19 protein-coding genes, 1 tRNA gene and 1 pseudogene are annotated in these 23,230 nt (G+C 50.6%); 7 read left to right on the top strand and 14 right to left on the bottom strand.

Features of this window, described 5'->3' with window-relative positions; translation table 11 throughout:
- Nucleotides 1-33 precede the first annotated feature (33 nt).
- Nucleotides 34-732, top strand: coding sequence for a phosphatase PAP2 family protein (locus tag U869_RS0124230; protein WP_025123674.1), 699 nt, complete (start codon nucleotides 34-36; stop codon nucleotides 730-732).
- Between the two features lie 120 nt (nucleotides 733-852).
- Here the strand turns inward: U869_RS0124230 and gap are convergent, their stop codons facing one another.
- On the bottom strand, nucleotides 853-1,863 hold the full coding sequence (gap, locus tag U869_RS0124225; protein ID WP_025123673.1) for a type I glyceraldehyde-3-phosphate dehydrogenase: 1,011 nt from the start codon (nucleotides 1,861-1,863) through the stop codon (nucleotides 853-855).
- Nucleotides 1,864-1,940: 77 nt separating this feature from the next.
- On the bottom strand, nucleotides 1,941-2,921 hold the full coding sequence (locus U869_RS0124220; protein ID WP_025123672.1) for a GlxA family transcriptional regulator: 981 nt from the start codon (nucleotides 2,919-2,921) through the stop codon (nucleotides 1,941-1,943).
- A gap of 870 nt (nucleotides 2,922-3,791) precedes the next feature.
- Here U869_RS0124220 and U869_RS0124215 point away from each other — a divergent pair.
- Nucleotides 3,792-5,045 carry an MFS transporter gene (locus tag U869_RS0124215; protein ID WP_025123671.1) on the top strand — a complete coding sequence of 418 codons (1,254 nt, stop codon included), beginning with the start codon at nucleotides 3,792-3,794 and terminating at the stop codon, nucleotides 5,043-5,045.
- 21 nt (nucleotides 5,046-5,066) lie between these two features.
- Complete coding sequence (locus U869_RS0124210; RefSeq protein ID WP_025123670.1) at nucleotides 5,067-5,942, top strand: DUF1932 domain-containing protein; 876 nt, start codon at nucleotides 5,067-5,069, stop codon at nucleotides 5,940-5,942.
- Between the two features lie 255 nt (nucleotides 5,943-6,197).
- On the opposite strand, the gene U869_RS0124205 is transcribed toward U869_RS0124210, so the two are convergent.
- From U869_RS0124205 to U869_RS0124160, 10 genes and pseudogenes are all read right to left on the bottom strand, one after another.
- Nucleotides 6,198-6,273 (bottom strand) — tRNA-Asn (locus U869_RS0124205).
- Between the two features lie 93 nt (nucleotides 6,274-6,366).
- On the bottom strand, nucleotides 6,367-7,155 hold the full coding sequence (mtfA, locus tag U869_RS0124200; protein ID WP_025123669.1) for a DgsA anti-repressor MtfA: 789 nt from the start codon (nucleotides 7,153-7,155) through the stop codon (nucleotides 6,367-6,369).
- 517 nt (nucleotides 7,156-7,672) lie between these two features.
- The gene (locus U869_RS32910; RefSeq protein ID WP_369795101.1) at nucleotides 7,673-8,329 is read right to left on the bottom strand and encodes a sugar phosphotransferase; all 657 of its coding nucleotides are present in this window, start codon (nucleotides 8,327-8,329) and stop codon (nucleotides 7,673-7,675) included.
- Nucleotides 8,330-8,984: 655 nt separating this feature from the next.
- Nucleotides 8,985-10,100 (bottom strand): hypothetical protein, encoded by a 1,116-nt coding sequence (locus tag U869_RS0124190; protein ID WP_025123667.1) that lies wholly within the window; start codon nucleotides 10,098-10,100, stop codon nucleotides 8,985-8,987.
- 120 nt (nucleotides 10,101-10,220) lie between these two features.
- Nucleotides 10,221-11,156 carry a DUF1861 family protein gene (locus tag U869_RS0124185; protein ID WP_025123666.1) on the bottom strand — a complete coding sequence of 312 codons (936 nt, stop codon included), beginning with the start codon at nucleotides 11,154-11,156 and terminating at the stop codon, nucleotides 10,221-10,223.
- A 16-nt stretch (nucleotides 11,157-11,172) separates the two neighbouring features.
- Nucleotides 11,173-12,228: pseudogene (locus U869_RS29665) on the bottom strand (glycoside hydrolase family 130 protein).
- Nucleotides 12,221-13,804, bottom strand: coding sequence for an alpha-glucosidase (locus tag U869_RS0124175; protein WP_025123665.1), 1,584 nt, complete (start codon nucleotides 13,802-13,804; stop codon nucleotides 12,221-12,223). The pseudogene U869_RS29665 and the gene U869_RS0124175 overlap by 8 nt, the downstream one beginning before the upstream one ends.
- A gap of 12 nt (nucleotides 13,805-13,816) precedes the next feature.
- Nucleotides 13,817-14,641 carry a carbohydrate ABC transporter permease gene (locus tag U869_RS0124170; protein ID WP_025123664.1) on the bottom strand — a complete coding sequence of 275 codons (825 nt, stop codon included), beginning with the start codon at nucleotides 14,639-14,641 and terminating at the stop codon, nucleotides 13,817-13,819.
- A complete protein-coding gene (locus U869_RS0124165; RefSeq protein ID WP_025123663.1) occupies nucleotides 14,642-15,517 on the bottom strand; it encodes a carbohydrate ABC transporter permease in 876 nt (291 codons plus the stop codon).
- A 55-nt stretch (nucleotides 15,518-15,572) separates the two neighbouring features.
- Entirely contained in the window at nucleotides 15,573-16,859 is a 1,287-nt protein-coding gene (locus U869_RS0124160; protein WP_025123662.1) for an ABC transporter substrate-binding protein, read from the bottom strand.
- A gap of 272 nt (nucleotides 16,860-17,131) precedes the next feature.
- Here U869_RS0124160 and U869_RS0124155 point away from each other — a divergent pair, with 272 nt between their 5' ends.
- From U869_RS0124155 to U869_RS0124145, 3 genes are all read left to right on the top strand, one after another.
- Nucleotides 17,132-18,172 carry a LacI family DNA-binding transcriptional regulator gene (locus U869_RS0124155; protein WP_025123661.1) on the top strand — a complete coding sequence of 347 codons (1,041 nt, stop codon included), beginning with the start codon at nucleotides 17,132-17,134 and terminating at the stop codon, nucleotides 18,170-18,172.
- 15 nt (nucleotides 18,173-18,187) lie between these two features.
- Nucleotides 18,188-19,555, top strand: coding sequence for a phosphomannomutase/phosphoglucomutase (locus tag U869_RS0124150; protein ID WP_025123660.1), 1,368 nt, complete (start codon nucleotides 18,188-18,190; stop codon nucleotides 19,553-19,555).
- 61 nt (nucleotides 19,556-19,616) lie between these two features.
- Nucleotides 19,617-20,699, top strand: coding sequence for an ABC transporter ATP-binding protein (locus U869_RS0124145; protein ID WP_025123659.1), 1,083 nt, complete (start codon nucleotides 19,617-19,619; stop codon nucleotides 20,697-20,699).
- Between the two features lie 124 nt (nucleotides 20,700-20,823).
- On the opposite strand, the gene eamB is transcribed toward U869_RS0124145, so the two are convergent.
- Nucleotides 20,824-21,411, bottom strand: a complete 588-nt coding sequence (gene eamB / locus U869_RS0124140; RefSeq protein WP_025123658.1) for a cysteine/O-acetylserine transporter — start codon at nucleotides 21,409-21,411, stop codon at nucleotides 20,824-20,826.
- 110 nt (nucleotides 21,412-21,521) lie between these two features.
- Here eamB and U869_RS0124135 point away from each other — a divergent pair, with 110 nt between their 5' ends.
- Complete coding sequence (locus U869_RS0124135; protein WP_025123657.1) at nucleotides 21,522-22,397, top strand: LysR family transcriptional regulator; 876 nt, start codon at nucleotides 21,522-21,524, stop codon at nucleotides 22,395-22,397.
- 129 nt (nucleotides 22,398-22,526) lie between these two features.
- Here U869_RS0124135 and U869_RS0124130 read toward each other — a convergent pair.
- The coding region (locus U869_RS0124130) for a LysR substrate-binding domain-containing protein (protein WP_025123656.1) at nucleotides 22,527-23,230 on the bottom strand (704 nt) is incomplete at its 5' end.

The raw sequence follows: 23,230 nt of genomic DNA, 5'->3' as shown, positions 1-23,230 counted from the left end.
GAATTCAATCGGTATTGACACTCAACAACCACTTTGTCGCTTTGCTTGTTTATTGCGGGAGTTGCACCCGCTTTCAACGTTTTTGCCGCTGAAGAAGCTCGGCCTTTTACCACTGCGCAACAGGTTGATTTAACCAAAATCCTGCCGCCACCACCGGCCAATGATTCAGCACAAACCAAGCGCGAGTTGCAGGAAGTGGTGGATATTCAGGAGAAGAGAACGCCAGAAATGGCGGCTAAGGCCAAAGCCGATGCAGAAGAAAATATCTGGGTTTACAGCGATGTGATGGGGCCAGAATTTAACAGCAAAGCCTTACCATTAACCAACGCCTTTTTTGAGCGGATTGTTGCCACTGAAGCGGCCGTTGTCGATCCTGCCAAGGATTTCTGGAAGCGTCCACGCCCACATATGCTGGATAGCCGCATCAAACCGATCGTCAAACTCTCCACTTCCGGTTCATGGCCTTCAGGCCATACCACATTGGGCACACTGATGGGGATCACGTTGGCCAATATGGTGCCGGAAAAGCGTGCAGAGATCATGGCTCGCGCCTGGCAATATGGCGATCACCGTGTGGTGGCGGGCATCCACTATCCGTCAGATATCGAGGCTGGGCGCATTGCCGGTAGTGTTATCAGTCAACAGATAGCTCAACAGCAGGATTTTCAGCAGCAATATCAGCAGGCGCAACAGGAATTGCGTCAGGTGTTAAAACTCCCGGCTTTAAAATAAGCGCACTTCAGATTAATGTTGCTGAACGGGGAGGGGGCGCACAGGGTCGTCCCAAGCTCACTTATTGACTATCCTGACGGGCGCAGCATGTGCCGCGCCCGCTCAAGAGAAGATAAACAATTACAAACCACGTTGATCCATCAGCACGGCCAGGTCAACCAGGCGGTTAGAGAACGCCCATTCGTTGTCATACCAGGCGAGGATCTTCACCAGGTTGCCACCAATCACCAGCGTAGACAGCCCGTCGATAATGGATGAGCGCGGGTCCCCCTGATAGTCGCTCGATACCAAAGGTTCATCGCTGTAGCCCAAGATATCTTTCAACGGTCCTGAGGCTGCCGCTTGGCGAAACGCCGCGTTCACTTCTTCGGCTGTGACATCCCGTTTGAGCGTGACGGTCAGATCAACAATAGACACCACTGGCACCGGTACGCGCAGTGAGTAGCCGGTCAGGCGTCCATCCAATTCCGGGATCACTTTGCCCAGCGCCTTAGCCGCACCGCTAGAATAAGGCACTATAGAAAGCGCAGCGGCGCGGGCTCCGCGCAGGTCTTTCTCCGGTTGGTCATGCAAGGCTTGGCTGTTGGTGTAGGCATGTGTGGTATTCATCAGCCCATGTTCAATGCCGAAGCTTTGGTGCAAGACCTGTGCTGCCGGTGCCAGGCCGTTAGTCGTACAACTGCCGTTGCTGACCACTTTATGTAATGCGGGATCGTATTTCTGGTGGTTGACGCCCATCACGACCGTGATGTCATCGTCTTTACCGGGCGCAGATAAAATCACGCGTTTTGCGCCGCCCTTGGTGATGTGAACTTCGGCTTTGGCCTTGTCGGTGAAGAATCCGGTGGCTTCGATAACGATATCCACCCCCACGCTGCTCCACGCAATTGCGCCGGGATCGCGCTCGGAGAATACGTGGATGGTGTTGCCATCTACCAGTAACTGGCCTTCAGAGGCTTCGACACTGGCGGCCAATGTGCCTTGCAGCGAGTCGTATTTCAGCAGATGAGCCAGGGTTTTGCTGTCGGTCAGGTCATTGATGGCGACCACCTGAAAGTCATTACGCCCCAGTGCGGCGCGCAATACATTTCTGCCAATTCGACCAAACCCATTAATGCCTATTTTGACCATGACGTGCTCCTCGGTGAGTTATCTGGTTCCAAAATAGTACGTGGCTGGTTTGGCGTAAATGACAAATAACAATCAATTTAGGACAAGGTGCGGGCGTGAAAGCGTTCTCGATAATCCGACGGTGTCAGTTGTAAATTTCTTTCAAACACGCGACGCAGGTTGAGGCTATTGCCAAAGCCCGTGGCAGCGGCAATTTGCTCGAGTTTGTCTGAGCTCTGTTCCAGATGTTGCCGTGCAACGTCGAGGCGGACTTCCTCCACATACTTGGCGGGGCTGACCCCGGTTTCACGGGTGAAAACGCGGGTAAAGTTCCTTGGGCTCATGGCAACATGTTCCGCCAGTCTTTCAACGGATAAATCGCCGGACAGATTGTGCAGTATCCACGTTTGCAGATCGCGGATTGGGCCAGGGGAATTGGCCTGGCTGAGTAGAAAACGGCTGAACTGCGATTGCCCGCCGGGGCGACGCAGGAACATCACCAAGTCTTGGGCAACATCGCGCGCTAACGTGAAGCTGTGATCGTCTTCCACCAAAGCCAACGTAAGGTCGAAGCCAGAGCTGACGCCGGCGGAGGTCCAGATATTGCCGTCCTGCAAATAAATTGGGCCTTTCTCTACGAGAACCTTGGGGAATTGGGCTTGCATCGCTTCCAGCAGACGCCAGTGCGTAGTGGTTCGGCGACCATCCAGAAGACTGGCCTGAGCCAATAACCACGCGCCGCCGCAAATCGAAACGACCCGCCGTGAATGTGGTGCAGCCTGACGCAGCCAATTGACGACGATATCGCCTTCCTCAATGCTCATGCCTCTGCCAGTGATCATGATGGTGTCACGCGGTAGTGTGGGGTCAAGGTCAGCAAGGCGGTGGTCGGCCAGCAGGTTTAGCCCCGACATCCCCCGGATCACGCGATGCGCCTGGGTCGTGGCGATCGACACCTGATACGGTGGATGTGCGGGATCCGCTGGCTGCAAGCGGTTGGCCTGCATCAGGATATCGGCAATGCCCGTAGGCTCGAATAACATGCCCCCTTCGGGGACGATAATCAGAAAGGTGTGCATGTCCTTAAAATACAAATTAGACAAAATAAGTCAAGTGCGAGGTTGGTTTCACTGACGACTTTCGAAAATGGCGAAGCGCATTGCGATTAAAGTCACTTTTTACCCGGTATCACCTTCCTGACGCTTAGGAGGGCCGTGCCGCAAAACGACGATAAGTTTTCACATTCTCCAATCAATGGCCGGAACCCGACTCCAGTTCTTCGACAAAGGGATATACATTTCATCTGGAGAGATGCCATTATTTTGACTATCGATTTTAACTACGTGGCGTTAAACCTATATGATTGGTGTCTCATATTTATTTAATGTGGTAAGGTCTGTGATTTCTAATAAAACATACTACAATATTTCGTTATAGATAGGTGTCTTATTTTATGTGTTTAATTTATTTGAGAGTATTTTAAGTTTAATAAATAATGTCTGGTTATTATAATAATTGCTTGTAATGGTAAAGTTAACTTTTATTCATTGTTGATGGAATAGTACTTGAATAATTCTCTATGGCTGGCATGCTCAGGGATTATTGCGGATCGGAAAGGGAACGCTGATCTTGCTCAGCAATACCGAGCGTTGGGTTAACATTTCTTGACGTTATCTTCATATTTTCTTCATAGTGTTTAAGGTTTTTTATTGTTAACTACGTGTATTGCTTTATTTGCAGTCAGTTTTTGCTCATCTACAAAGCGAAGGGGGTATGGGAGTAAAACGATTTTGTAAATAATTCCCAGTATTTTTTCGGTTATTTTTGTTGTTCTCCGCTGTTGTGAAAACGAACGTCGCCGGTACAGATGAAGGCGTGATGGCCGATTTTGGCATTAATCGCCACATAATCTATCCAAACGAAGCCCAACTTATAAGGCCATGATATGCATGAGTAGATTAACGCGTATTCACTATGCTTGGTATATTGCTTTAGCCTGTTTGGCTATATCGTCCATCCGTGCGGGTATCGGTTTCCAGACCATGGGTTTCATCATCAACCCGGCTCGTGAAGAACTTGGATGGTCCAATACTCAAATTACAGGGGTAATTGCATTCAGGGAATTGATCGCAGGGATTGTTGCACCTCTTGTCGGCTGGTTGGTTGATCGACGGGGACCAAGAATTATTATGCTGGTTGGCGCTATTCTTGTTGGTCTGTCGCTCAGCGTGGTCTCTTTCACACAAACTTTCTGGCAGTTCGCTTTGATTTTTGGTGTAATTGGCGGTATCGGCGTTGCAGGTCTGTCTAATGCCTTAGTGTTTCCTCTAATTGCCAAATGGTTTTCAACTCAGCGTGGGCGTGCAACCGGTTTGGTATCATCCGGTGCCAACCTCGGCGGTATATTATTGTCGCCAGTCATCATTTGGTTGTTGTCTATTTCCGACTGGCGCTCTACCTGGTTCTTTCTTGGTTTCCTGCCAATTCTCATCTTGGTGCCACTTGCTATCTTTGTTATGCGTCGCGAGCCAGCAGATATGAACCTTCTGCCGTTTGGCGAGGAACAAGGCTGCGAATTTTCTCCAGCACAAAACGGGGAAACCTGCCCTGACCTTACATTGACAGAAGTCATTCGTTCACCAGGATTCTGGTTTCTAATGGTTGGTTGGAATCTCAGCGATTTTGTCTTGAAAGGTGCCTTGTTACATAAGGTTCCAGCGGCTCAGTCGCTTGGTTTCACAACCGCCGAGGCAGGTAGTGTTATCTTGACCTATGGCGCTTTTGCCATTTTGGGCAAGTTATTAACGGGCTTTATTGTGGAACAAGTCTCAACGAAGTGGGTCGTTCTTAGCCTCTCAATATTGCAGGCGATAGGACTCATCCTGTTCATCAGCGCGGGGAGTATTTGGCAACTGCAGTTAGGCTATGGTGTCTTGAGCGGTTTGTCTGCCGGAGGGCTGATCATGATGATGCCTTTCCTGCTCGCTTCGTTGTTCGGGCGCAAGAACCAAGGCGTTATCATGGGGATCGTTACGCCTCTGGTCATGATCTCAGGTATCGGTGGACCGTTATTGGCGGCGCTGTTGTTCGATATCACGGGTAGCTATGTTGTCGCCTTTGAGATTTATGCGGCGATTGCCGTTTTCGGTGGCTTGGCTCTTCTTGGAGCCAGCATTGTCCCGCGAATGACACCGAACCTTTAAACCTGTACTGGAGGTAATATCATGTCGACGGTCACTATTCTCTATCCGGGCCAGATGGGCGGCGCTTTTGCAGCATTGCTATTGGCGGCTGGTCATGAAACGGTCAGTCCGGTGGGTTGCCGTAGCGAGAAAACCCAAAAATCAGCAAGGGAGATCGGGATCGGCATACGTGACAGCATGATAGATGCTGTGGTTGAGAGTGACCTGATTTTGTCACTGGTTCCCCCATCGGCAGTTGTAGATGTGGCACATCAAGCAATTAGTGCCTGCCGTGAAAAGAGTGTTATGCCCGTCTTTATCGATCTGAATGCAAAAACTCCAACGGATGCAGAGTATTTGAGCAGGGCTTTCGACCAGGCTTCGTTGCCTTTTTGCAATGCCTGTATTATCGGGCGCGCCTCGCATTTAGGTAAAGAAGGACGAATTTATGTCAGCGGTCCAGACACCATGCCATTAGAGGAATTATTTAAAAATATATTGCCAGTGATTCGGCTTGGCGATGAGGTTGTTCAGGCATCAATTTTCAAAATGGCTTTTGCAGGTTTTAACAAGGCGGTTACTGCTGCCCTGTTTGAAACGGCTAATACCGCCAATGCCTTTGATGTCACCGATCCTCTGTTCAAACTGATCGAGTACCATTTGGGAGGTACATTGTCTGATTTACGAAAACTGGTCCCAACCTATCCAGACCATATTACGCGCAGGGCGGAAGAGATGGAGGCATTGGCACAGATGCTGAGTGATTGTCAGTTACCGAACAAGATTGCCTTGGCTGCTGGGGAAACATTTCGCCGTCTTGGCTCCAGCGGTTGTTGGCCTGCGGAGGAAACATCTATTCACTTCATGGCGTTGTTATCGGCTATTAACTATCGAGCTGCGCCTATCAAGATGGCGTAATATTTAGGTCAACTCAGAAGTATTTTTGGGGACAGTAGCTCAGTCTTGATGGGGGGGTTAAATCCGCAGACACAGGCAGGCGCTATTGGCCAACTTGAAAGGTTTATCGTGGGGTTGGTTTTTCGAATGATTGGCAGGCGACAGCCTTCTTTGCCTGGGTCAGCCGCTTGATGCCCATGCTCGGTGAACCCTGCGACGATTGAATGGCAAACAGCAAAAAGCCCGCTTAGTTTCCTAAGCGGGCTTCTCTAAATATGGCTCCTCTGACTGGACTCGAACCAGTGACATACGGATTAACAGTCCGCCGTTCTACCGACTGAACTACAGAGGAATCGTCTGAACGGGGCGCATCATATCCAGCCGTGCAGATCGTGTCAACGCAAAATTGGTTGTGGCCGCGCGACTGCTCATGATATGAGCAAACTCACAGGCGTTGCGGCTCGCTGTCTGCATGCCAGCGCTGTAAACGGGCCAGCGGATTCTGTTTGTAGAAGCGGCAGAAATGGTCATACAACGCGGGGAAGCGGTTAGACAGCAGCTCTGGGGCGCTAAAGAAATACTCTGAAAGCACGGCGAAGCACTCCGCCGGATCGCTGGCGGCGTAGGCATCCATACTGGCAGCTTCTTCACCCACCATATCGATTTCGTCCTGCAGGTTTTCCATCGCGGCGTGTAAATCATATTCCCAGGTGGCAATATCGCGCAGCGGGATGGGGGGCACCCCGGTGGCGGTACCGCCATTGCGCATGTCCAGTTTGTGCACCGCTTCGTGGATCACCAGGTTGAAGCCGGAAAGGTCGAAGGAGTCTTGCACGTCTAGCCAGTTAAGTACGATCGGCCCTTGTTCCCAGCTTTGGCCTGCTTGCACCACCGGCCCGGAATGTACCAGACCAATGTCATCCTGCCATTCATCTTCTACCACAAAGGGGGTTGGGTAGAGCAGGACCTCGTTAAAGCCGTCCAGGCATTCTGCACCCAGCTCCATCACTGGCAACGCAAACAGCAGGGCAATACGCGCCTGCATCAGGGAGGTCAGTTCCAACCCTTGTAGCGGCACGATACGTTTATTTTGCAAAATCTGGCTGGCGACTACCACCAAACGCCGCTGCTCTTGTTCATCCAGCGGTGAGAGCAGGGGGATGTCCAGGGCTTCCTGCCAGTCGGCAAACGTTTCCGCCTGCGCTTGAATTGCTTTCCACGGCCATTTAATCATTGCGTTGCTCTAAGGGTCACAGGAACATTCGGCTGGGGCTGATATTGTCAACATGCCGCAAACAGGGGCACTATAGCAAGCGTTTCGCGCAGAGATGCCGTAGCGGCAGTATGGGGCGAGTTCGCAAGCCATTGAGGAGGAAACCCTCCTCTCTGCGCTACTATTCAATCACTTACGCTAAAGTTTGTCTGTGATCAAACGCCCACATAGAAAATCTTGCTAGTAGCCGATCCCGTATTTCCGGGTGAAAAAGTAGCAATGCTGCTGACTGGGTAACATGTCCGACTGTAGGGGCGTAATGCTTGTCAGTTAAGCGAATAATACGGTTTGCGATGCCCCTCACCCTAACCCTCTCCCAAAGGGAGAGGGGACTGAACGTGCTACAAATTGACATCAGTGCCTACCTGCGGCTCCGGACTCGCTCCCTCTCCCCATCGCTGTGCGTATAATATCCCAGGGTTCTATATCGGGAGAGGGCTGGGGTGAGGGGGCACCGCATCGGGTAAATCAGTTGGGATTACCGCTCAATATCCTGCTTTTCCAGCGCCGCATCCAGCAGACGTTTAGCCTCAGGGACGGACTCATTGCTTTGCAACGTCAGCAAGGCTTCAATGGTGGATTCCGCTCCCGAGTTTTTATTTACCTTGGTGGGTGAATCGATGCCATCAAAAGCGATCCCTGTGGCGGGAAAATACATTTGTGCTTGTGCGGGGTTCTTGTTAAACAACCACAACGCTAAATCGACGGCCTGCTGCAAATAAGCCGTGTCGCGGGATATCTGCCAGGCTTTGACGTTGGCAAACACCATTGGGCGGATGATGTAGGCGATCTGAGCAAACGTCTGTTCCTCGATCACGGTGACTTTCTCATCCTGCTGTTGCACGGTGAACCAGTTTGCCAAACCATTTTTGATCAGCGCGGGTTGGAAGTGATCCAGCTCGTTAAACGCCGCTTTAATCATCTCCCTGTCCCCCAGCGTTTCACCTGCCGTCAGCAGAGCATAAGCCTGGCTGTTGCCGTAGCCGTGCCACATGTTTTGCCAGCTTAAAAATGCGCCATTCACCGTGGAGGCGCTATCCTTCACCTGCATCAGCATGATGCCTGCCGCCAGCGCACGCATCACTTTTTCAATTTCCGGCTTGGGCTCCAACTTATAGGCATTGCTCAGACCCATTAGCAATATCGCAGCCTGATCTCCTGCGGTTTGCGGTAACCATTCGGCTATCGCAATACCGTCTTTTTCACCACGGGTCTGCTTGAAGTTAAAGTCTTTATAAATAACCGCCGTGGTGGCGAAAATGGTTTCGTGTACCTTTTTCGCCAGCGCTTCGTCTGTCTTTACCAGAGTAGGGTAAGCCTCTGTCAGGGCCCATAAGGCGCGCCATGTCCACCAGTTGGGCTCCGCTACGCTGGTCTTGTACGTTTTGTTTATGGAGTGATCCGGGTAGATAAAGTTATAAAAATAGCCGTTCTCCGCTCGCTGATGGAGAATAAACTGCACCAACGACTTAACCTTGGCCAAGTCTGTCGCAGAGCCGTTTAGCTGGTACTGACGTTGATAAAACACTACGGCCCTGGCGACGTCATCAATTGCCGATACGCCTTCGATAGGATCTTTCACCCAGCGATAATCAGGATATTCACTATAGATATGGATCAGACCCAATTCCGTGTTGTCGGCCAGTGTGATCTTTTGGTAAAGGGCATCCAGATACGCGGGGTTCACCACGGTGGCGGAAGCCGAGAACGTGGCTAACCCAATGATGCAAGCCAGGGTAGGTAATAGTTTCATTTTTTTTCCTTGTTGTTATTGAGTGACTTATTTCAATTTAAAAAACATAGTTCACGCCCAGCTTGCCGAAATTAGTCTCGGTATTTTTATAGGCATTGGGATCGCGGATGTTGTGATCCCAGAATTTTTTGTCATGCTCGACCCGGTAAAAATACTCGGCAACCGCATAAAATCTGTCGGTAATCGGATAGCTGTAGTTAAAGATATATTTTTCGCTTCTGGAAGTTTCCTTATAACCGTCACGGCCACCAATACGGCGTAATTGAGGCTCCATTTTCAACAGGAAGTTGTTTTTCCCCATGCTCCAGGCAACCCAGGGGCGAAACTCCTGTTCCAGCACGTTCGCCGTTTTGTCGCCATCATGGTTGAAGTCCTGGCCTTCTTTGCGGAACACTTCAAAACCGACGTTGACACGATCTGCCACGCGATAGTTAAAATTCACCAGCGCTTCATAAAATTGGAAGCGTCCGCTATCGGCGCCACGAGCATCCTTATCCTCTACCAGCATTTTGATATCGGTGTTGACGCTGAAGTTGTCCGATACCTGATAACGGTAGTAAGGACGGAAGCCATAGCCATCTCCGCCAATGTTATTATTGTGGCCGGTGGTACGGTTTTTCTCATAACCGGTTTTACCCAGGTAGATCCCTTCCAGCATAAACCAGTGTTTATCGATACTTTTCGCCCATGCCGGGCGGATTTCCATCTCGATCATACGGAAGTCGGTTTTCTGCTTGCTGTCATTACGAGAGTCGTTGGTAAAGTGCACCTGTTTGAGGACGAAACCGGTGTTCCAGCCGCTGTCACCGAAGTTGACACGCCCATCGGCAAACACGATCTCATGCACCGGACGCGAGTTGGTGCTGCGCCCTTCATTGCGGAAATGCTCTATTTTATACTCTGCCAACCAGTTACCGTGGAAGTAAGAACGTTCATCCTTTGGCAGGCGAATAATACCGATATTGTCATCGCTGAGTTCGATGACCGTATCCACCATTTCACCGTTGTCTTTAATTATTCTAATTTTGTCACCGGCGAAAACAGGTCGGTTTTCAGCACCTGAAGCTTTGGTGTTATTGGGGGCGTTCTCTGCATAAGCAGTAGAACTGAGACCAGCCAGCAAAAGCAGAGAAAAAATTTTAGAATATTTCATTATAATCCCTTCTAAACTGGTGGCATTACCTGGTTTTTGGCCATGGCAATGCCATCCAATATGATTAATATTAGTTTTTCCATTAAGCCAGTTAAAAGCGCAATATCGATTGCTTACGAATTACATGCCGATAAAAGGATCCTCTATATCAATCCAGTGCGCTTGTGCGTCGCTGGCACCGACATATAATCGCCAGCGATTATCACCTAACGCGATAAGGCCACCGGGGAAAATGACATCGACCAGGTCAGGGCGTTTAGCGTCACCTGGCAGTAAATGACATCTTGCTGCAATGATTTTTATTGTCGTGTAGTTTTTGGTGTCCGGGTTGAAGATAAAGACTCCCGGGTAGTAGTGCCTCCTTTGTTGTTGATCAAAACAGGCAATATGGGCCAGTACGCCGATAGTACCGTTGCTGAGTAAATGCGTTTCGTTGACGCCGCCCCATTCGTCGCTGTTAAACTGCCGATCGAGCAATTGCGCGCTGGCGATCGTTTCTGGCGTGAGCTCCTCCAGGCTGCCGATCTCAACGTATCCAATGGTGCCTCTGCCGCCGATATCGCCCTGTGGCCGGGTAAAGACCCCGATGCGTCCTGGCTGGATCTGGCATAAGCGGATGTCTTTCATGCCTGCCGGGCCACGAGCAAAACGGTTGAGTGACATGATGTCACGCCCACGATAAAACACGGTGTGCCAGACAAGTTGCTCCGGATGCTCGGGATGAGGGTTAACCTCGACGCCGCCCACTATCAGCTCACCGGCGATAAAGCAAAAGAAGGGATCCTGTAACGGGAAGGTGGGTGCATCTGCAACCCGCGTCCATTTTCCTTGCTGCTCATGAAAGAAGACAATCGTTGAACGCTCTGAGTCCCTGGCTTCAACGCGCCCGGCAATCACCTGTAGCCCGGTAGAGGTGAAGGGTGCGGTAATGTTATAGACATCCTTGTCGCCTACGCCGGTGAATTCGAGCCGGGCAGTGTTGAAGGTCATACCCGACGTTCTCTGGTGATAGTCGGCGATCAGTTCGGCCACGCTGGCCGGAGAGTGATGATGCATGGCGTATTCTCCCTAATTACACCGACAGGTGTTGCCAAAGTTGGCTCAACGGCATTTCAGCCAGGCACATGCTTTCGTCTGCGGCACCGTAGTAGACTCGAAGGGTATCGTTCTCAATTAACGCGCCGCAGGTAAAGACGACGTTATTAAAGAAGCCGTGAAGCTCATAAGGTGCTTGTGGTTGCAGCAAGGGGACCGCCGATTTGGCAAGGATTTGGCTGGGATCGTCCAACTTGAGCAGCATGGCACCGAGGGCGTAACGTTGGTTCACGTCTACCCCGTGGTAAATTTGCAGCCAGCCTTTGGCTGTTTTCAGCATCGGGGCACCACCGCCCAGCTTTAACGCATCCTAGGGATCTTGGGATGTTCCCAGCAGATGCTGATGCTGTCCCCAGTGCAGCAAATCGTTGGAACTGGCCAGCCAAATCTCCGGTTTACCGAAGTGTTTTGGTGCTGGGCGATGCAAAGCCATGTATTTGCCTGCTACCTTTTCCGGGAACAGGCAAACGTCGCGGTTATCCGGGCAGAATATTAATCCCAGGCGTTCAACGCTGGTGAAGTCCTGAGTTACCGCCAGCGCCGTACAGATCCCTTTGGAAGAGACGGCGGAATAGTTGATATAAAAGGCCCCCTCAATCTCAGTGATGCGGGCATCCTCACAACCAAAGGCTTCATAGCTATTGTCTGGGAAGATAAATGGCTGTGCATCAACCACAAAGTCGACGCCATTGCTGCTTCTGGCCACCCGAAGATGAGAGAGCGATGTCAGATAGACGATGGCCGGATCTGCCTTATCGACGATCAGCCGTGGGTCGCTAAAATCGTAAGCGGGGTCGTTATGCCAAAACTCTCTGGTGGTAACCTGCCAGCCTTCCGGGGTTTCGGCTAACCAGGGAACCACGGTGGTGCCTTGGTGGCTGGGTATCACACTTTCCGCAATGCGCACCAACATAATAGTTTCATCACCAAAGCGGGTGACGCCTGCATTGAACGCGCATTCGACCTTAAATCCCGGGCGACTTGGCGTAATGTCCTGGGGGGTGATTAATGGGTTACCGGAAAATCTAATCATTACTATCCTCGACAAAAATAACGATATCGTTGTTGGTCAATTGGCCAGGTATTTGGCGGGTATCAAATAAAATGCTGACGTGAGGGGGCACCTCGAAGAGGCAGGCCTCCCCAAAATTAATCATGACGGTGGCACGTTGTTGGCGATAACGGCGGCTGAATATCAGGGTGTCTTGTACCTGAATGATCTGTTCGTAGTCGCCGTAATGAAACACGGGATAGCGGCCGCGCAGGGCAATGAGCTGTTGATAGCCATGCCAAAGGGAGTCGGGTTCATCTTGCGCGGCAGCGGCATTGATCTCCCGATAGTTCTCATTAATCGGCATCCATGGCGGCAGGGTGCTAAAACCGGCGAAGGAGTCGGCAGACCACTGCATGGGCGAACGGGAATTATCGCGGCTCTTGGTCAACGCATACTGAAACGCTTCCTCCGGGTTACCGCATGCGGTCAATCTTTGTTGATAGTGCGTCCGCCCCTGGATGTCATAAATGGCATTCGGCTCGCTGGCGACATAATCCTGCATGCCTACCTCTTCACCGTAGTAAATAAAAGGCACACCGCGGGCCATTAATTGCAGACAAGCCACCGCCTGCGCCCGGGCAGTATCGCCAGCAAATTCGCCAAAGCGGCTAATCATCCGCGGCATATCATGGCTGGAGAAGAACAGCGTCGGCACGCCGCCAGCCAGGTCGTTCATCAGCGTCAGTTGTTGGACCATCTGCGGTAAATCAAAGGTTGGCAGGCTGCCTAAATTAAAATTGAAAACCACATCGCATAGACCGTCAGCTTGATAACGAGCCAGCTCGACAAGCTTGTCGCTACCCACTTCCCCGACAATAAAGCAGGGGCCTTTGGTTCGTACATGAGCGATTAAATCGGCGAGGCATGACTCAATCCCCGGCTGGTTAATATCATAAAGGTGCTGTTGTTCGCCGTTGTCGAGCGTTGGGTTGTCCGTACGAAGGGGGCTACATGACAGGAAATTGATCACGTCCAGCCGGAAGCCATCCACCCCCAAGGCTTGCCAGAAATCCAGCACGGCCTTGGCTTGCGCAGCGACAGCGGGATTAGCCCAGTTAAGATCGGCCTGCTCAACGGCAAACTTGTGATAATAGTATTCACCGCCATTGGCTTCAGGCTCCCAGGCCGTGCCACCGAAGAACGACTGCCAGTTATTAGGCTGACGGGTGAAGATAAAATAGTCACGATAGCGGCTGCGTGGGTTATTCAAGGCGTCCTTGAACCACGGATGCTCGGTAGAGACGTGGTTAAGCACCATATCAATAATCACCCGGATATTGCGCTGATGGGCTTCGGCGATAAACCGCTCGAACACCGCCAGCGTGCCATAGTGCGGGGCGATATTGAGGTAATCGCTAATGTCGTAACCGTTATCTACCAGAGGAGAAGGATAAAAAGGGGTGATCCACAGCCCGCCAATCCCCAGCGCTTGCAGGTAGTCCAACCGATCTATCAGCCCATAAAAATCACCGACCCCATCGCCGTTGCCGTCCTGAAAACTGGGCAGGTAGACCTGATAGAACACGGTTTCACGCCACCACGCTTGCTCAGTCATTGCAGCCGTTCCTTATTTCAGCGACAGGGACATGCCCTGCATAAAGTATTTGCGGAATAACACAAACAGCACGACGATCGGGATGGTCTGGAGCACGGCACCGGCGATCACCGGCCCAACGTAGACGCCATAGGATTTGCTGAAGGTAGCCAGCAGCACCGAGAGCGGCATTTTGCTCTCATCCTGAATAACAATCAGTGGCCACAGGAAGTTGTCCCAGGTGCCAACAAAGGTGAACAGCGCCACGATGGCGATGATCGCTTTGTTGAGTGGCATCATCAGATAGATCATGATTTGCCACAGGCTGGCGTTATCGATCTTGGCCGCGTGAATATAGTCATTCGGCGTGCTCTGGAAGCTTTGCGAAATCATAAAGATCCCCCAGGCACTCATCAGGAAGGGCAAAATCATGGCGCTGTAGCTATTTAACAGCCCCAGCTCGCGCACCAGGACAAACTGCGGAATGATGAACATGAAGGCCGGAAACACCATTTGTAAAAACAGCAGGTTTTTAAACCACCGCTGACCAGCAAACTGCATTTTAGCCAGCGCAAAACCAATAAACATGGAGCTGAGCGTGACCGCTACGGTGACCGTCGTGGCGATAAACAGCGAGTTAAGCAGGGTCTTTAAAAAGGGTTTTTCTACCCTGCCGGTGTTTTCAAACAGAAAACGGTAGTTATCGAAAGAATGGCTCCCTTCAAACAGCCCGGTGGTGTAAACCTCGGCGGAAGGTTTAAAGGAGGAAAGCACCATCCAGATATAGGGGTACAGCCATGACAACGCCAAAACGAACATAACCAGATGAATAATCAGACTACTGACAGATTTTTTCATTTAAACGATCTCCACCTTTCTTTCCAGCAGCTTTCTGACGGTCAGGATCAGAGTGAAGCTAATCAGTGCGATAAAAATGGACATGGTGGCCGCCCAGCTCGGTTGCATCTTCATAAATGCGGCTTCATACATGACGACCATTGGCGTGGTGGTGCTGTTTAAGGGGCCACCGCCGGTGATCAGATAGGGTTCGGTAAAGATGGCAAAAGAGACCGTAATGGCTAATACCAGCACCATGATCAACTGTGGGTTGATCAGCGGTAATGTGATACGCAACAGGCGCTTGATAGGCGGGGTGTTATCCAGCTCTGCCGCCGAGTAAATTTCTTTGGGGATACTGTTCAGGCCAGAAAACAGTATCAGCCCGTAGTAACCAACGAACTTCCAGGTCACTACCAGTGAGATAGACAACATGGCGAAGTCCGGGCTGGTTAACCAGGGCAGAGTAAAACCAAACCAGTCATACAGAAAGGTGTTCAATGGCCCGTTCTGGCTGAAGATTTTGGAAAACACGATGGAGTAGGCCACGCCGGAGGAAACGTTGGCCAATAAGAAACTCAGGCCCACAAAGGTTCTGCCGTATTTCAATTTCTGTAAGCCAAATGCAAACAACAGCGAAGCAATAAACACCACCGGCAGGTAGTACATTAAAAAACGCAGGACGTTCAGCATCGACTTCCAGAACAGCGGGTCTTGCAACACCAGAACAAAGTTTTGCAGGCCGTTGAATGAAGGCATGCCGACAAAGCGCCATTCGGTCAGCGACAACACTGCGAGCCAAATAAAGGGATACAGCCAGAATACGCTGGTATATCCCAGATAGGAGGCCGCCAGAATGCCGCCGACGTGTTTATCTTTAAGCTTGAAAGAAATCATAACTAACGGCCACCTTCAGCGAAGCATCAAATGAAAAATCAATAAGTTGTGGTGACTAAGGTTTTAACAGCGCGTTCACTTCCTGCGCGGATTGTTCCAGTGCCTGATCCGGCGTGACGGTTTTAAATGCGGTTTTCTCGAGCATTTGCGTCATGCTACGTTGAATTTCCACCGTTTCACTGCTGGACGCTGGCGGCACGGCGACGTTGACATATTTGGCGTAGACCGCGGCGTAGGGGTGATCCTGGTAATATTGCGTAAACAGCGGGTTGGTCAGTAAGTCCGCTCTGGCGGGGGGCATGCCTGTCAGCTCGACCCAGCGCTTATCAAATTTTGGCTGGCTGAACACCCACTGGATGAACTCCCACGCTTCGGGTTGCACCTTGGAATGGCTGAACAGCACCAATCCTTTGCCATCGGCGAAGGTATGCGGCATGTCCTGCTGATTTTTCACCAGCATCGGGCCAATTTTGATTTGTTTGAGGATTTCCGGATACTGCTGCTGATAGCGGCTGATGTCCCAAGGGCCACGCACCGCGCCCATCACCTTGCCGGTCACCAGAGGGTCATCCTGGCCGAAGTCGTAGACGGTCCATTTCTTTTCAAACAGCGTGTTTAAAAAGCCAATGACGTCGCGGCCTGCCTGGTTGTCATAGGTAGCTTGTTGGTTGGCGATATAAGGCTTACCGCCGTTCTGGGCATAATAGAGCGCAATAAAATCAAACCAGCGATCCCACCAGTTGCGGCCAGACGTCGCTTGCACCGCGTATCGCTGGTTCTCGATGGTGTATTTTTCACTGAGGGCATACACCTCATCATAGGTTTGCGGAATACCGCTAAAACCCTGCTGCTGTAATAGATCGCTACGCCACCAGAAAAGCACCGGGTTCATGTAAATCGGCAGAATGTAATTTTTGCCGTTATAGCCCCAGTTGTTCATGATATCGCTCATCTGACGGGTCTGAATTAATGCTTCATAACCCTCGAGTGAAGAGAGATCGACGATCTGGCCCAAATCAGCCAACTGCGTACCAAAACCGGTGAAGATATTCTCTGAAATATCCGGCGCACGGTCAGAGGCAATCGCGTTCATGATCGCTTCTTCCGAACTCCCGGCTGCCGGGATGGTGGAAAATACCACTTTCTTTTTGTCGGTTTGTTGATTCCATTCGCCTACAACTTCGCTCCAAAATGCCTCTTGGACGTTGTTGGGGGCGATCCATAGGGTTATTTCCTGTTTCTCATTGTTAGTTGCAATCTTACTGTCATCACAGCCTGTAAACGCTATGCAACTGGCGGCGATAGCCAGAGAAAGTAGGGTGTTATTGATTTTTTTGCGCATGAATTTATTTCCTATGAACGATCCATCTGTAGGAAGAGCGGCGGGTAGGCCAGATTTTAACGTTAAAATAGCAGTGAAGATAACAGGATTCTGTGAGTGTTCTCACATCTCATTATTTTTATTTTAACGTTAAAATGGTGACGTATGTGGCAATTTTAACGTTAAAATTGAAGTAACATGCCTTTCCTGGTGGTGAGAACCGATCATGGCATGAGGCAGATTGGGATATAGTAGGGGCAATTTGGTGCATTTTTCTTCCCGGAGCTTTTAACATGACCACTGGTAAAAAACGCGAAACACTAAAAACCATTGCCGAGGCGTTAAACGTTACGCATACCACCGTCTCCAATGTGTTTAATCACCCAGAAAAAGTCTCACCCGAGCTGCGTGAGAAAATTTTGGCCTATGCCGAAGCCATTAATTACCATGGCCCCACGGGGGCAGGACGATTCTTGCGCACGGGTAAAAGCGGCACGCTTGGCGTCATTTTTAACGACAATCTGAGCTATGTTTTCTCCGATCGTCATGATATTGCGCTGATGCGTGGGATTGCCGAAGAGTGCGAGAAACATGGCATCAATATCGCGTTGATGCCGCTAAAAGTGAATAACGAATTTAAAAAACGCATGATGAGTGCCGTCGTCGATGGTTATATTTTAAATGCGACCTATAGCAATGATGAAATTGTCCAGGCCGCATTAACCAGCGGGTTGCCGGTGGTGACTACCGATATCAAATTGCAGGACTTCACCTGTGTGTCTATTGATGATGCTGCCGCCATGCGGGCTATCTGCGAGCATCTGCTGGCAGCTGGCCATAAAAAATTCGGCATTGTCGCCTTCCCGGTGAAAAAGGAGGCCGGCGTCCTGTCATCGTTGGCCGAATTCTCTGATGAATTTGACAACGGCGTGGCTTTTGGCCGCGTTAGCGCTTGTATCAAGGCATTGTCTGCCGCGGGTATTGATTTAACGACCAGCCACGTCGCGGAACAGCATCATGACGAAGCGGGGGGCGAAGAGGCTGCCAAGGTGCTACTGGCGCGGGAGCCGGGCATTTCGGCCATCATCTGCCTGTCCGATCGTTTTGCTTTCGGCGTTTATCACTACTGCCAAAGCCACAATATCCCGGTTCCCAGCCAGATGGCGATCACCGGGTTTGATGATATTGATATTCAGGATCCCCCGATTGCCCTGACCACCATCCGCCAACCCATTGTTGCCAAAGGGCATCATGCCGCCAGGGCGTTGATCGCGGGTCAGTTGACCGAGGATATCTTTCTGGATTTTGAACTGATTATTCGTGATTCGGCATAACCACATGGAAAGGAAATGGAAAAGTTAACCTGTTTCAAAGCCTACGATATTCGGGGCAAGTTGGGTTCGGAGTTAAATGAAGAGATAGCCTGGCGGATTGGCCGCGCTTACTGTCAGTGGCTAAAGCCAAAAACCGTGGTGGTAGGCGGCGATGCCCGCGCGACCAGCGTCGATCTGAAAGCCGCGTTGGCAGCTGGGTTGATGAACGGCGGGGCCGATGTGCTAGATATTGGCATGGTGGGCACCGAGGAGGTTTACTTCGCCACCCGCTTTTATGGCGTTGACGGGGGGAACCAGGTTACCGCCAGCCATAATCCGATAGATTATAATGGCATGAAGCTGGTTAAGCAGGATTCGCGGCCAGTCAGCGGTGATAACGGACTGTATGACATCCAGCGCTTGGCGGAGGTAAATCAATTTACGCCGTCTGCCATTCAGGGGCAGCTTGCCGTTCGGTCTATTCGTGAACACTATATTGAGCACTTGCTGAGCTATGTTGATCTTGGCGCATTAACGCCGATGAAAATTGTGGTTAACGCAGGCAACGGAGCTGCAGGGCCGACGCTGGATGCGCTGGAAACTGCGCTGGCGCAGCGCCAGGTGCCGGTTCGTCTGATTAAAATTAACCATCGGCCGGATAGCACTTTCCCTAACGGTATCCCCAATCCGATGTTGTCCGAAAACCAGGGCGTCACTCGTCAGGCGGTACTGGAGCACCAGGCGGATTTGGGCATTGCCTGGGATGGGGATTTTGATCGCTGCTTTTTCTTCGATCATCTGGGTAATTTTATTGAAGGTTATTACATCGTCGGGTTACTGGCAGAGACGTTCCTGCGTGCCAACCAGGGTGGCAAAATCATCCACGATCCACGCTTGTTATGGAATACCCAGGCGATTGCACAGGCACTTGATGGCACGGCGATCGAGGCCAAAACGGGCCATGCGTTTATTAAAGACACCATGCGCCAACATGATGCCGTTTATGGCGGTGAAATGAGTGCTCACCACTATTTTCGCAATTTTGGCTACTGCGACAGCGGTATGATCCCTTGGCTGCTGATCATCGAATTACTGTCGCGCAAAGCGACATCGCTATTTGCGCTGATTGAAGCCAGCAAGGCAAGATTCCCGGTATCGGGCGAACTTAACTTTACCGTTGAGGACCCAGACGCCAGCATCCAGCAGATAAAACAGTTTTATGCGGATAGCGTGCAGCAAACCACGGCAACCGACGGCCTGAGTATGGCGTTTGAGCACTGGCGCTTTAACCTGCGTGCCTCAAATACTGAACCCTTGTTACGCTTAAATATTGAAACCCGCGGTGACCTCCGATTACTGGAACAAAAAGTCGCACAGTTGACCGAGCTTATTCAAGCTAAATAGCCATCGGGTATGAAAGTTAATTAAATTTTGAATAGTCGACAGCACAATGTTGGAGCAGATAATGGCTAGCGTTTCTCTTACCGGTCTCGAAAAATATTATGGCAATATTAAAACCATTAATCAGGTCAACCTGGAAGTTGCCTCCAAGGAGTTTATCGTACTGGTCGGTCCTTCGGGCTGTGGCAAATCCACACTGTTAAGAATGATTGCGGGTCTTGAAGAAGTCAGTGGCGGTGAAATCAAGATCGGTAACCAGGACGTTACCCATATGAATGCCGGAGAACGCGGCGTATCGATGGTGTTCCAGTCTTATGCACTGTATCCCCATATGACCGTACGGGAAAATCTGGCGTTTGGCTTGAAAAACATCAAGACGCCGAAGTCGGAAATCGCCGCTCGGATCGCCAATGCCGCAGCTATCTTGCAGCTGGATAATTATCTGGAGCGTTTGCCGCAACACCTATCTGGCGGCCAGCGCCAGCGCGTGGCGATTGGGCGATCGATCGTCAGTTGTGCGAACGTATTTTTGTTTGATGAACCGCTTTCTAACCTGGATGCGGCGTTGCGTATTCAGATGCGGCAGGAAATCGGTAAGCTGCATAAAAACCTGGGTAAAACCACCGTCTATGTGACTCATGATCAGACGGAAGCCATGACGCTGGCCGATCGGATCGTCATTTTAAATCAGGGCAGAATCGAGCAGGTTGGGACGCCGGAGGAAGTTTATAACCGTCCGGCCAATATTTTTGTCGCCGGATTTATTGGTGCGCCAAAAATAAACCTGTTTGACGTGGTTTATGAACAGCATGGTCGGGTAAATATTAATGGGCAAAGCGTGTTTATTTCACATCTGGCGAATGCTGAACTGGCAGCCGGTTCTACCTTGACGTTAGGCATCCGCCCGGAGCATTTTTCCTTGACCGACAGTGCAGAGCTCTGTCTGAAGGTGAAGAACGAGCTCACTGAAATGCATGGTGACTCTACGGTGGTATTGCTTGGCTCTGCGCAATACGGCACGTTACAAATGAAGGTGCCTTACCAGCTGAAGCTTGCTTCGGGTGAAGAGGTGAGCATCGGTACCCGTTGCGAAAATATCCTGGTGTTTGATGAGCAGGGGCAGGCGATACGTTGCGGTGGTAGTTAACACTTTCATGCAGAGGGGAGGACTTTATCCAGCTATCGTCCTCCCACGTTTTCAGCGTTGTTGAATTAACTGAGACCTCTGGGGATCGCATAGGACCGGCTAGTTGCACTCTCTATTTTGAGTGTTAGAAAAACATCCTGACAGCACAATAAACCAGTAACAGAGCCAGTATTAAATTAACCCACCGACCATGCCGGCGAAAAAGTGGCTGGAAAAGATGACCAGCCAGCGCCCAGAGCAAATTTCCCACGCAGCCAATAACAGCCAACAGAATGCTGATGGCGGTTATCCATAAAATATCATGGGTATAGGGTAAAACGAATGCAGACAAGGCTGTAATACCGTAAAGGATGATCTTGACGTTGGCAAATTGAAGCCAAAAGCTGATCCAAAAACCCAGAGGTCGCCCGGTGGCATCTGCAGCTGCCGGGAGGCTGGTTGCAATCCGCCAGGCAAGCCAGAGTATATACGCAGCGCCTATCCATGCCAGCCATCGGGTTACTGACGGAAGAACACTGGTCAGAGCATAGGTAAACATGCCGCAGGCCAGCATCAGGACCAGAAAACCAGCACTCATACCTGCCAGGACGCGCAGACTACGGCGAAAACCATACTGATTGACTGAACTTAACGCCAGGATATTGTTGGGCCCCGGGGTCAGGGCGGTAATTAATGTATAGGTCAAAAAACCACTGATAATTGTTGGTGTCAATTGTATTCTCCTTGTTCCTGCTGCATAGTAGCCGCCGGTAAACATTCAAAAAAGCGAATGTTTTGAATGCCACAGTTTCAATATTTCGATGTTTTATGCGTGGGGGCAGGATGGATTTACGTCGTTTCATCACCTTTAAAACGGTGGTTGAAGAAGGTTCATTTGCTCTGGCTGCGCGCAAGCTTTGCTGTACGCAATCCACCGTCACTTTTCAGCTGCAACAGCTGGAACAGGAACTTTCATACAAGGTTTTCGAGAAAGTGGGACGCCGAATGGTGCTCACGCCAGCCGGGAAGTTACTCCTGCCAAGAGTGAGAGAGCTGACACAGGTACTTGAGGGGATTCGCCAGATTTCCGCCGTTGAGGAAGACGTGGCCGGAGACTTGCGGGTGATGGTTGGGGAAACCTTACTGGCTTATAAAATGCCGGACGTTCTTAAATTGTTCAGGGCCAAAGCGCCAAAAGTTCGCCTCTCCCTTCAGTCGGTCAACTGCTATGCAATTCGAGATTCGCTGCTTAACGATAATACGGACTTGGGGGTGTTTTACCGTGTGGGCCATGATGATGCGCTGCACATGGAATATTTTGGGCAGCAGGAATTGGTGTTGGTTGCCTCCCCACAACTTAGGGATGTTGATTTCACCAAGAGTGGCCAGCATATCCCGGTAAGCTTCATTATCAATGAGCCTCAATGCGTATTCAGGCAAATATTTGAATTGACTCTCCGTGACAGAAAGATAACGTTAGACAATACGATTGAACTCTGGAGCATTGAAAGCATAAAAAAATGCGTGGCCAGCAATATGGGCGTTTCGTTTCTGCCACTGTTCAGTGTGTTGCAAGAGCTGGAGTCGGGCGAATTAACAATGCTGCCCTTTTCCTCCACGCCGTTAACGATTACGGCGCTTTGTGCCCATCATGCAGACAGAACGGTTAGCCCGGCGATGGCAACATTCATTGACTGTATGCACCAATGCTTAGGTTAAAAAATTACCTGAGCAGTTATAGTCTCTAAGCTGGTCCTGCGCTTTTCGCTCATAGCGGCCTTTGGTGGTTGAAAGCCAGATACCACTTAACATAATTGGGTGCCATGAAGGATATTTCATCACTAATGATCAAATTTTGAGTGTCTCAATGACCATTCTTAGGGCGGGGGACACGTTGCGATGAGGGTAATAAAGAAACAACCCTTCCATTCGCAAACTGTAACGCTGTAACACCCTGATAAGCACCCCGCGTTCTAAATCATCAGCAACTAGCTCAACAGGAACATAGGCCAGCCCCAGGCCCAGCCGGGCGGCTTCTGCCTCCATATAGCTGTCAGATAAGGCCCATTGCCCTTCAGGTCGGTGAGTGACTTTCTTATCATCCTGATTGAGTTCCCACTGGTATAAGCTGCCATCGGCAAACTGATAGGCGATACAGGGATGCGTGTTTAAATCCGCAGGGGTTTGCGGAAAACCGTAGCGACGAAAATGCTCAGGGGTCCCCACAATGGCCATCTCCATATCGGGCGTTATGCGTACTGCAACCATGCCATGGCCTACTTCGGGTCCCAGGCGAACGCCCGCATCGAATCTTTCCTCGATAATATCGACGAACCGACTCTCGTTCATGAGTTCGAGTCTGATATCAGGATAGCGCTGTTTAAATACCGCAAGCTTTGGCAGCAGACATTTATCAATTGCGTGCTGGCTGGCATTGATGCGGACCGTACCGGAGGGGGTTTCGCGATAATGCGCTAGTGTGGCAAGTCCAAGGTCTAATACGTTAAATCCAGACTCCGTCTTCTGGTAGAGTGTCGCTACCGATGTAAAAC

It is taken from the genome of Serratia sp. H1w, assembly GCF_000633355.1.
In the GTDB taxonomy this organism is placed as follows: Bacteria; Pseudomonadota; Gammaproteobacteria; order Enterobacterales; family Enterobacteriaceae; genus Chania.
Note: the sequence above shows the minus strand (reverse complement) of the source record. Positions and strands in the feature narration are given on the sequence as shown.

What these genes read in the sequence shown, in the direction of transcription:
- gap (WP_025123673.1), bottom strand. Translation starts at nt 1,863, where the DNA reads ATGGTCAAAATAGGCATTAATGGGTTTGGTCGAATTGGCAGAAATGTA.
- U869_RS0124220 (WP_025123672.1), bottom strand. Translation starts at nt 2,921, where the DNA reads ATGCACACCTTTCTGATTATCGTCCCCGAAGGGGGCATGTTATTCGAG.
- U869_RS0124215 (WP_025123671.1), top strand. Translation starts at nt 3,792, where the DNA reads ATGAGTAGATTAACGCGTATTCACTATGCTTGGTATATTGCTTTAGCC.
- U869_RS0124210 (WP_025123670.1), top strand. Translation starts at nt 5,067, where the DNA reads ATGTCGACGGTCACTATTCTCTATCCGGGCCAGATGGGCGGCGCTTTT.
- mtfA (WP_025123669.1), bottom strand. Translation starts at nt 7,155, where the DNA reads ATGATTAAATGGCCGTGGAAAGCAATTCAAGCGCAGGCGGAAACGTTT.
- U869_RS32910 (WP_369795101.1), bottom strand. Translation starts at nt 8,329, where the DNA reads ATGGGTCTGAGCAATGCCTATAAGTTGGAGCCCAAGCCGGAAATTGAA.
- U869_RS0124190 (WP_025123667.1), bottom strand. Translation starts at nt 10,100, where the DNA reads ATGAAATATTCTAAAATTTTTTCTCTGCTTTTGCTGGCTGGTCTCAGT.
- U869_RS0124185 (WP_025123666.1), bottom strand. Translation starts at nt 11,156, where the DNA reads ATGCATCATCACTCTCCGGCCAGCGTGGCCGAACTGATCGCCGACTAT.
- U869_RS0124175 (WP_025123665.1), bottom strand. Translation starts at nt 13,804, where the DNA reads ATGACTGAGCAAGCGTGGTGGCGTGAAACCGTGTTCTATCAGGTCTAC.
- U869_RS0124170 (WP_025123664.1), bottom strand. Translation starts at nt 14,641, where the DNA reads ATGAAAAAATCTGTCAGTAGTCTGATTATTCATCTGGTTATGTTCGTT.
- U869_RS0124165 (WP_025123663.1), bottom strand. Translation starts at nt 15,517, where the DNA reads ATGATTTCTTTCAAGCTTAAAGATAAACACGTCGGCGGCATTCTGGCG.
- U869_RS0124160 (WP_025123662.1), bottom strand. Translation starts at nt 16,859, where the DNA reads ATGCGCAAAAAAATCAATAACACCCTACTTTCTCTGGCTATCGCCGCC.
- U869_RS0124155 (WP_025123661.1), top strand. Translation starts at nt 17,132, where the DNA reads ATGACCACTGGTAAAAAACGCGAAACACTAAAAACCATTGCCGAGGCG.
- U869_RS0124150 (WP_025123660.1), top strand. Translation starts at nt 18,188, where the DNA reads ATGGAAAAGTTAACCTGTTTCAAAGCCTACGATATTCGGGGCAAGTTG.
- U869_RS0124145 (WP_025123659.1), top strand. Translation starts at nt 19,617, where the DNA reads ATGGCTAGCGTTTCTCTTACCGGTCTCGAAAAATATTATGGCAATATT.
- U869_RS0124135 (WP_025123657.1), top strand. Translation starts at nt 21,522, where the DNA reads ATGGATTTACGTCGTTTCATCACCTTTAAAACGGTGGTTGAAGAAGGT.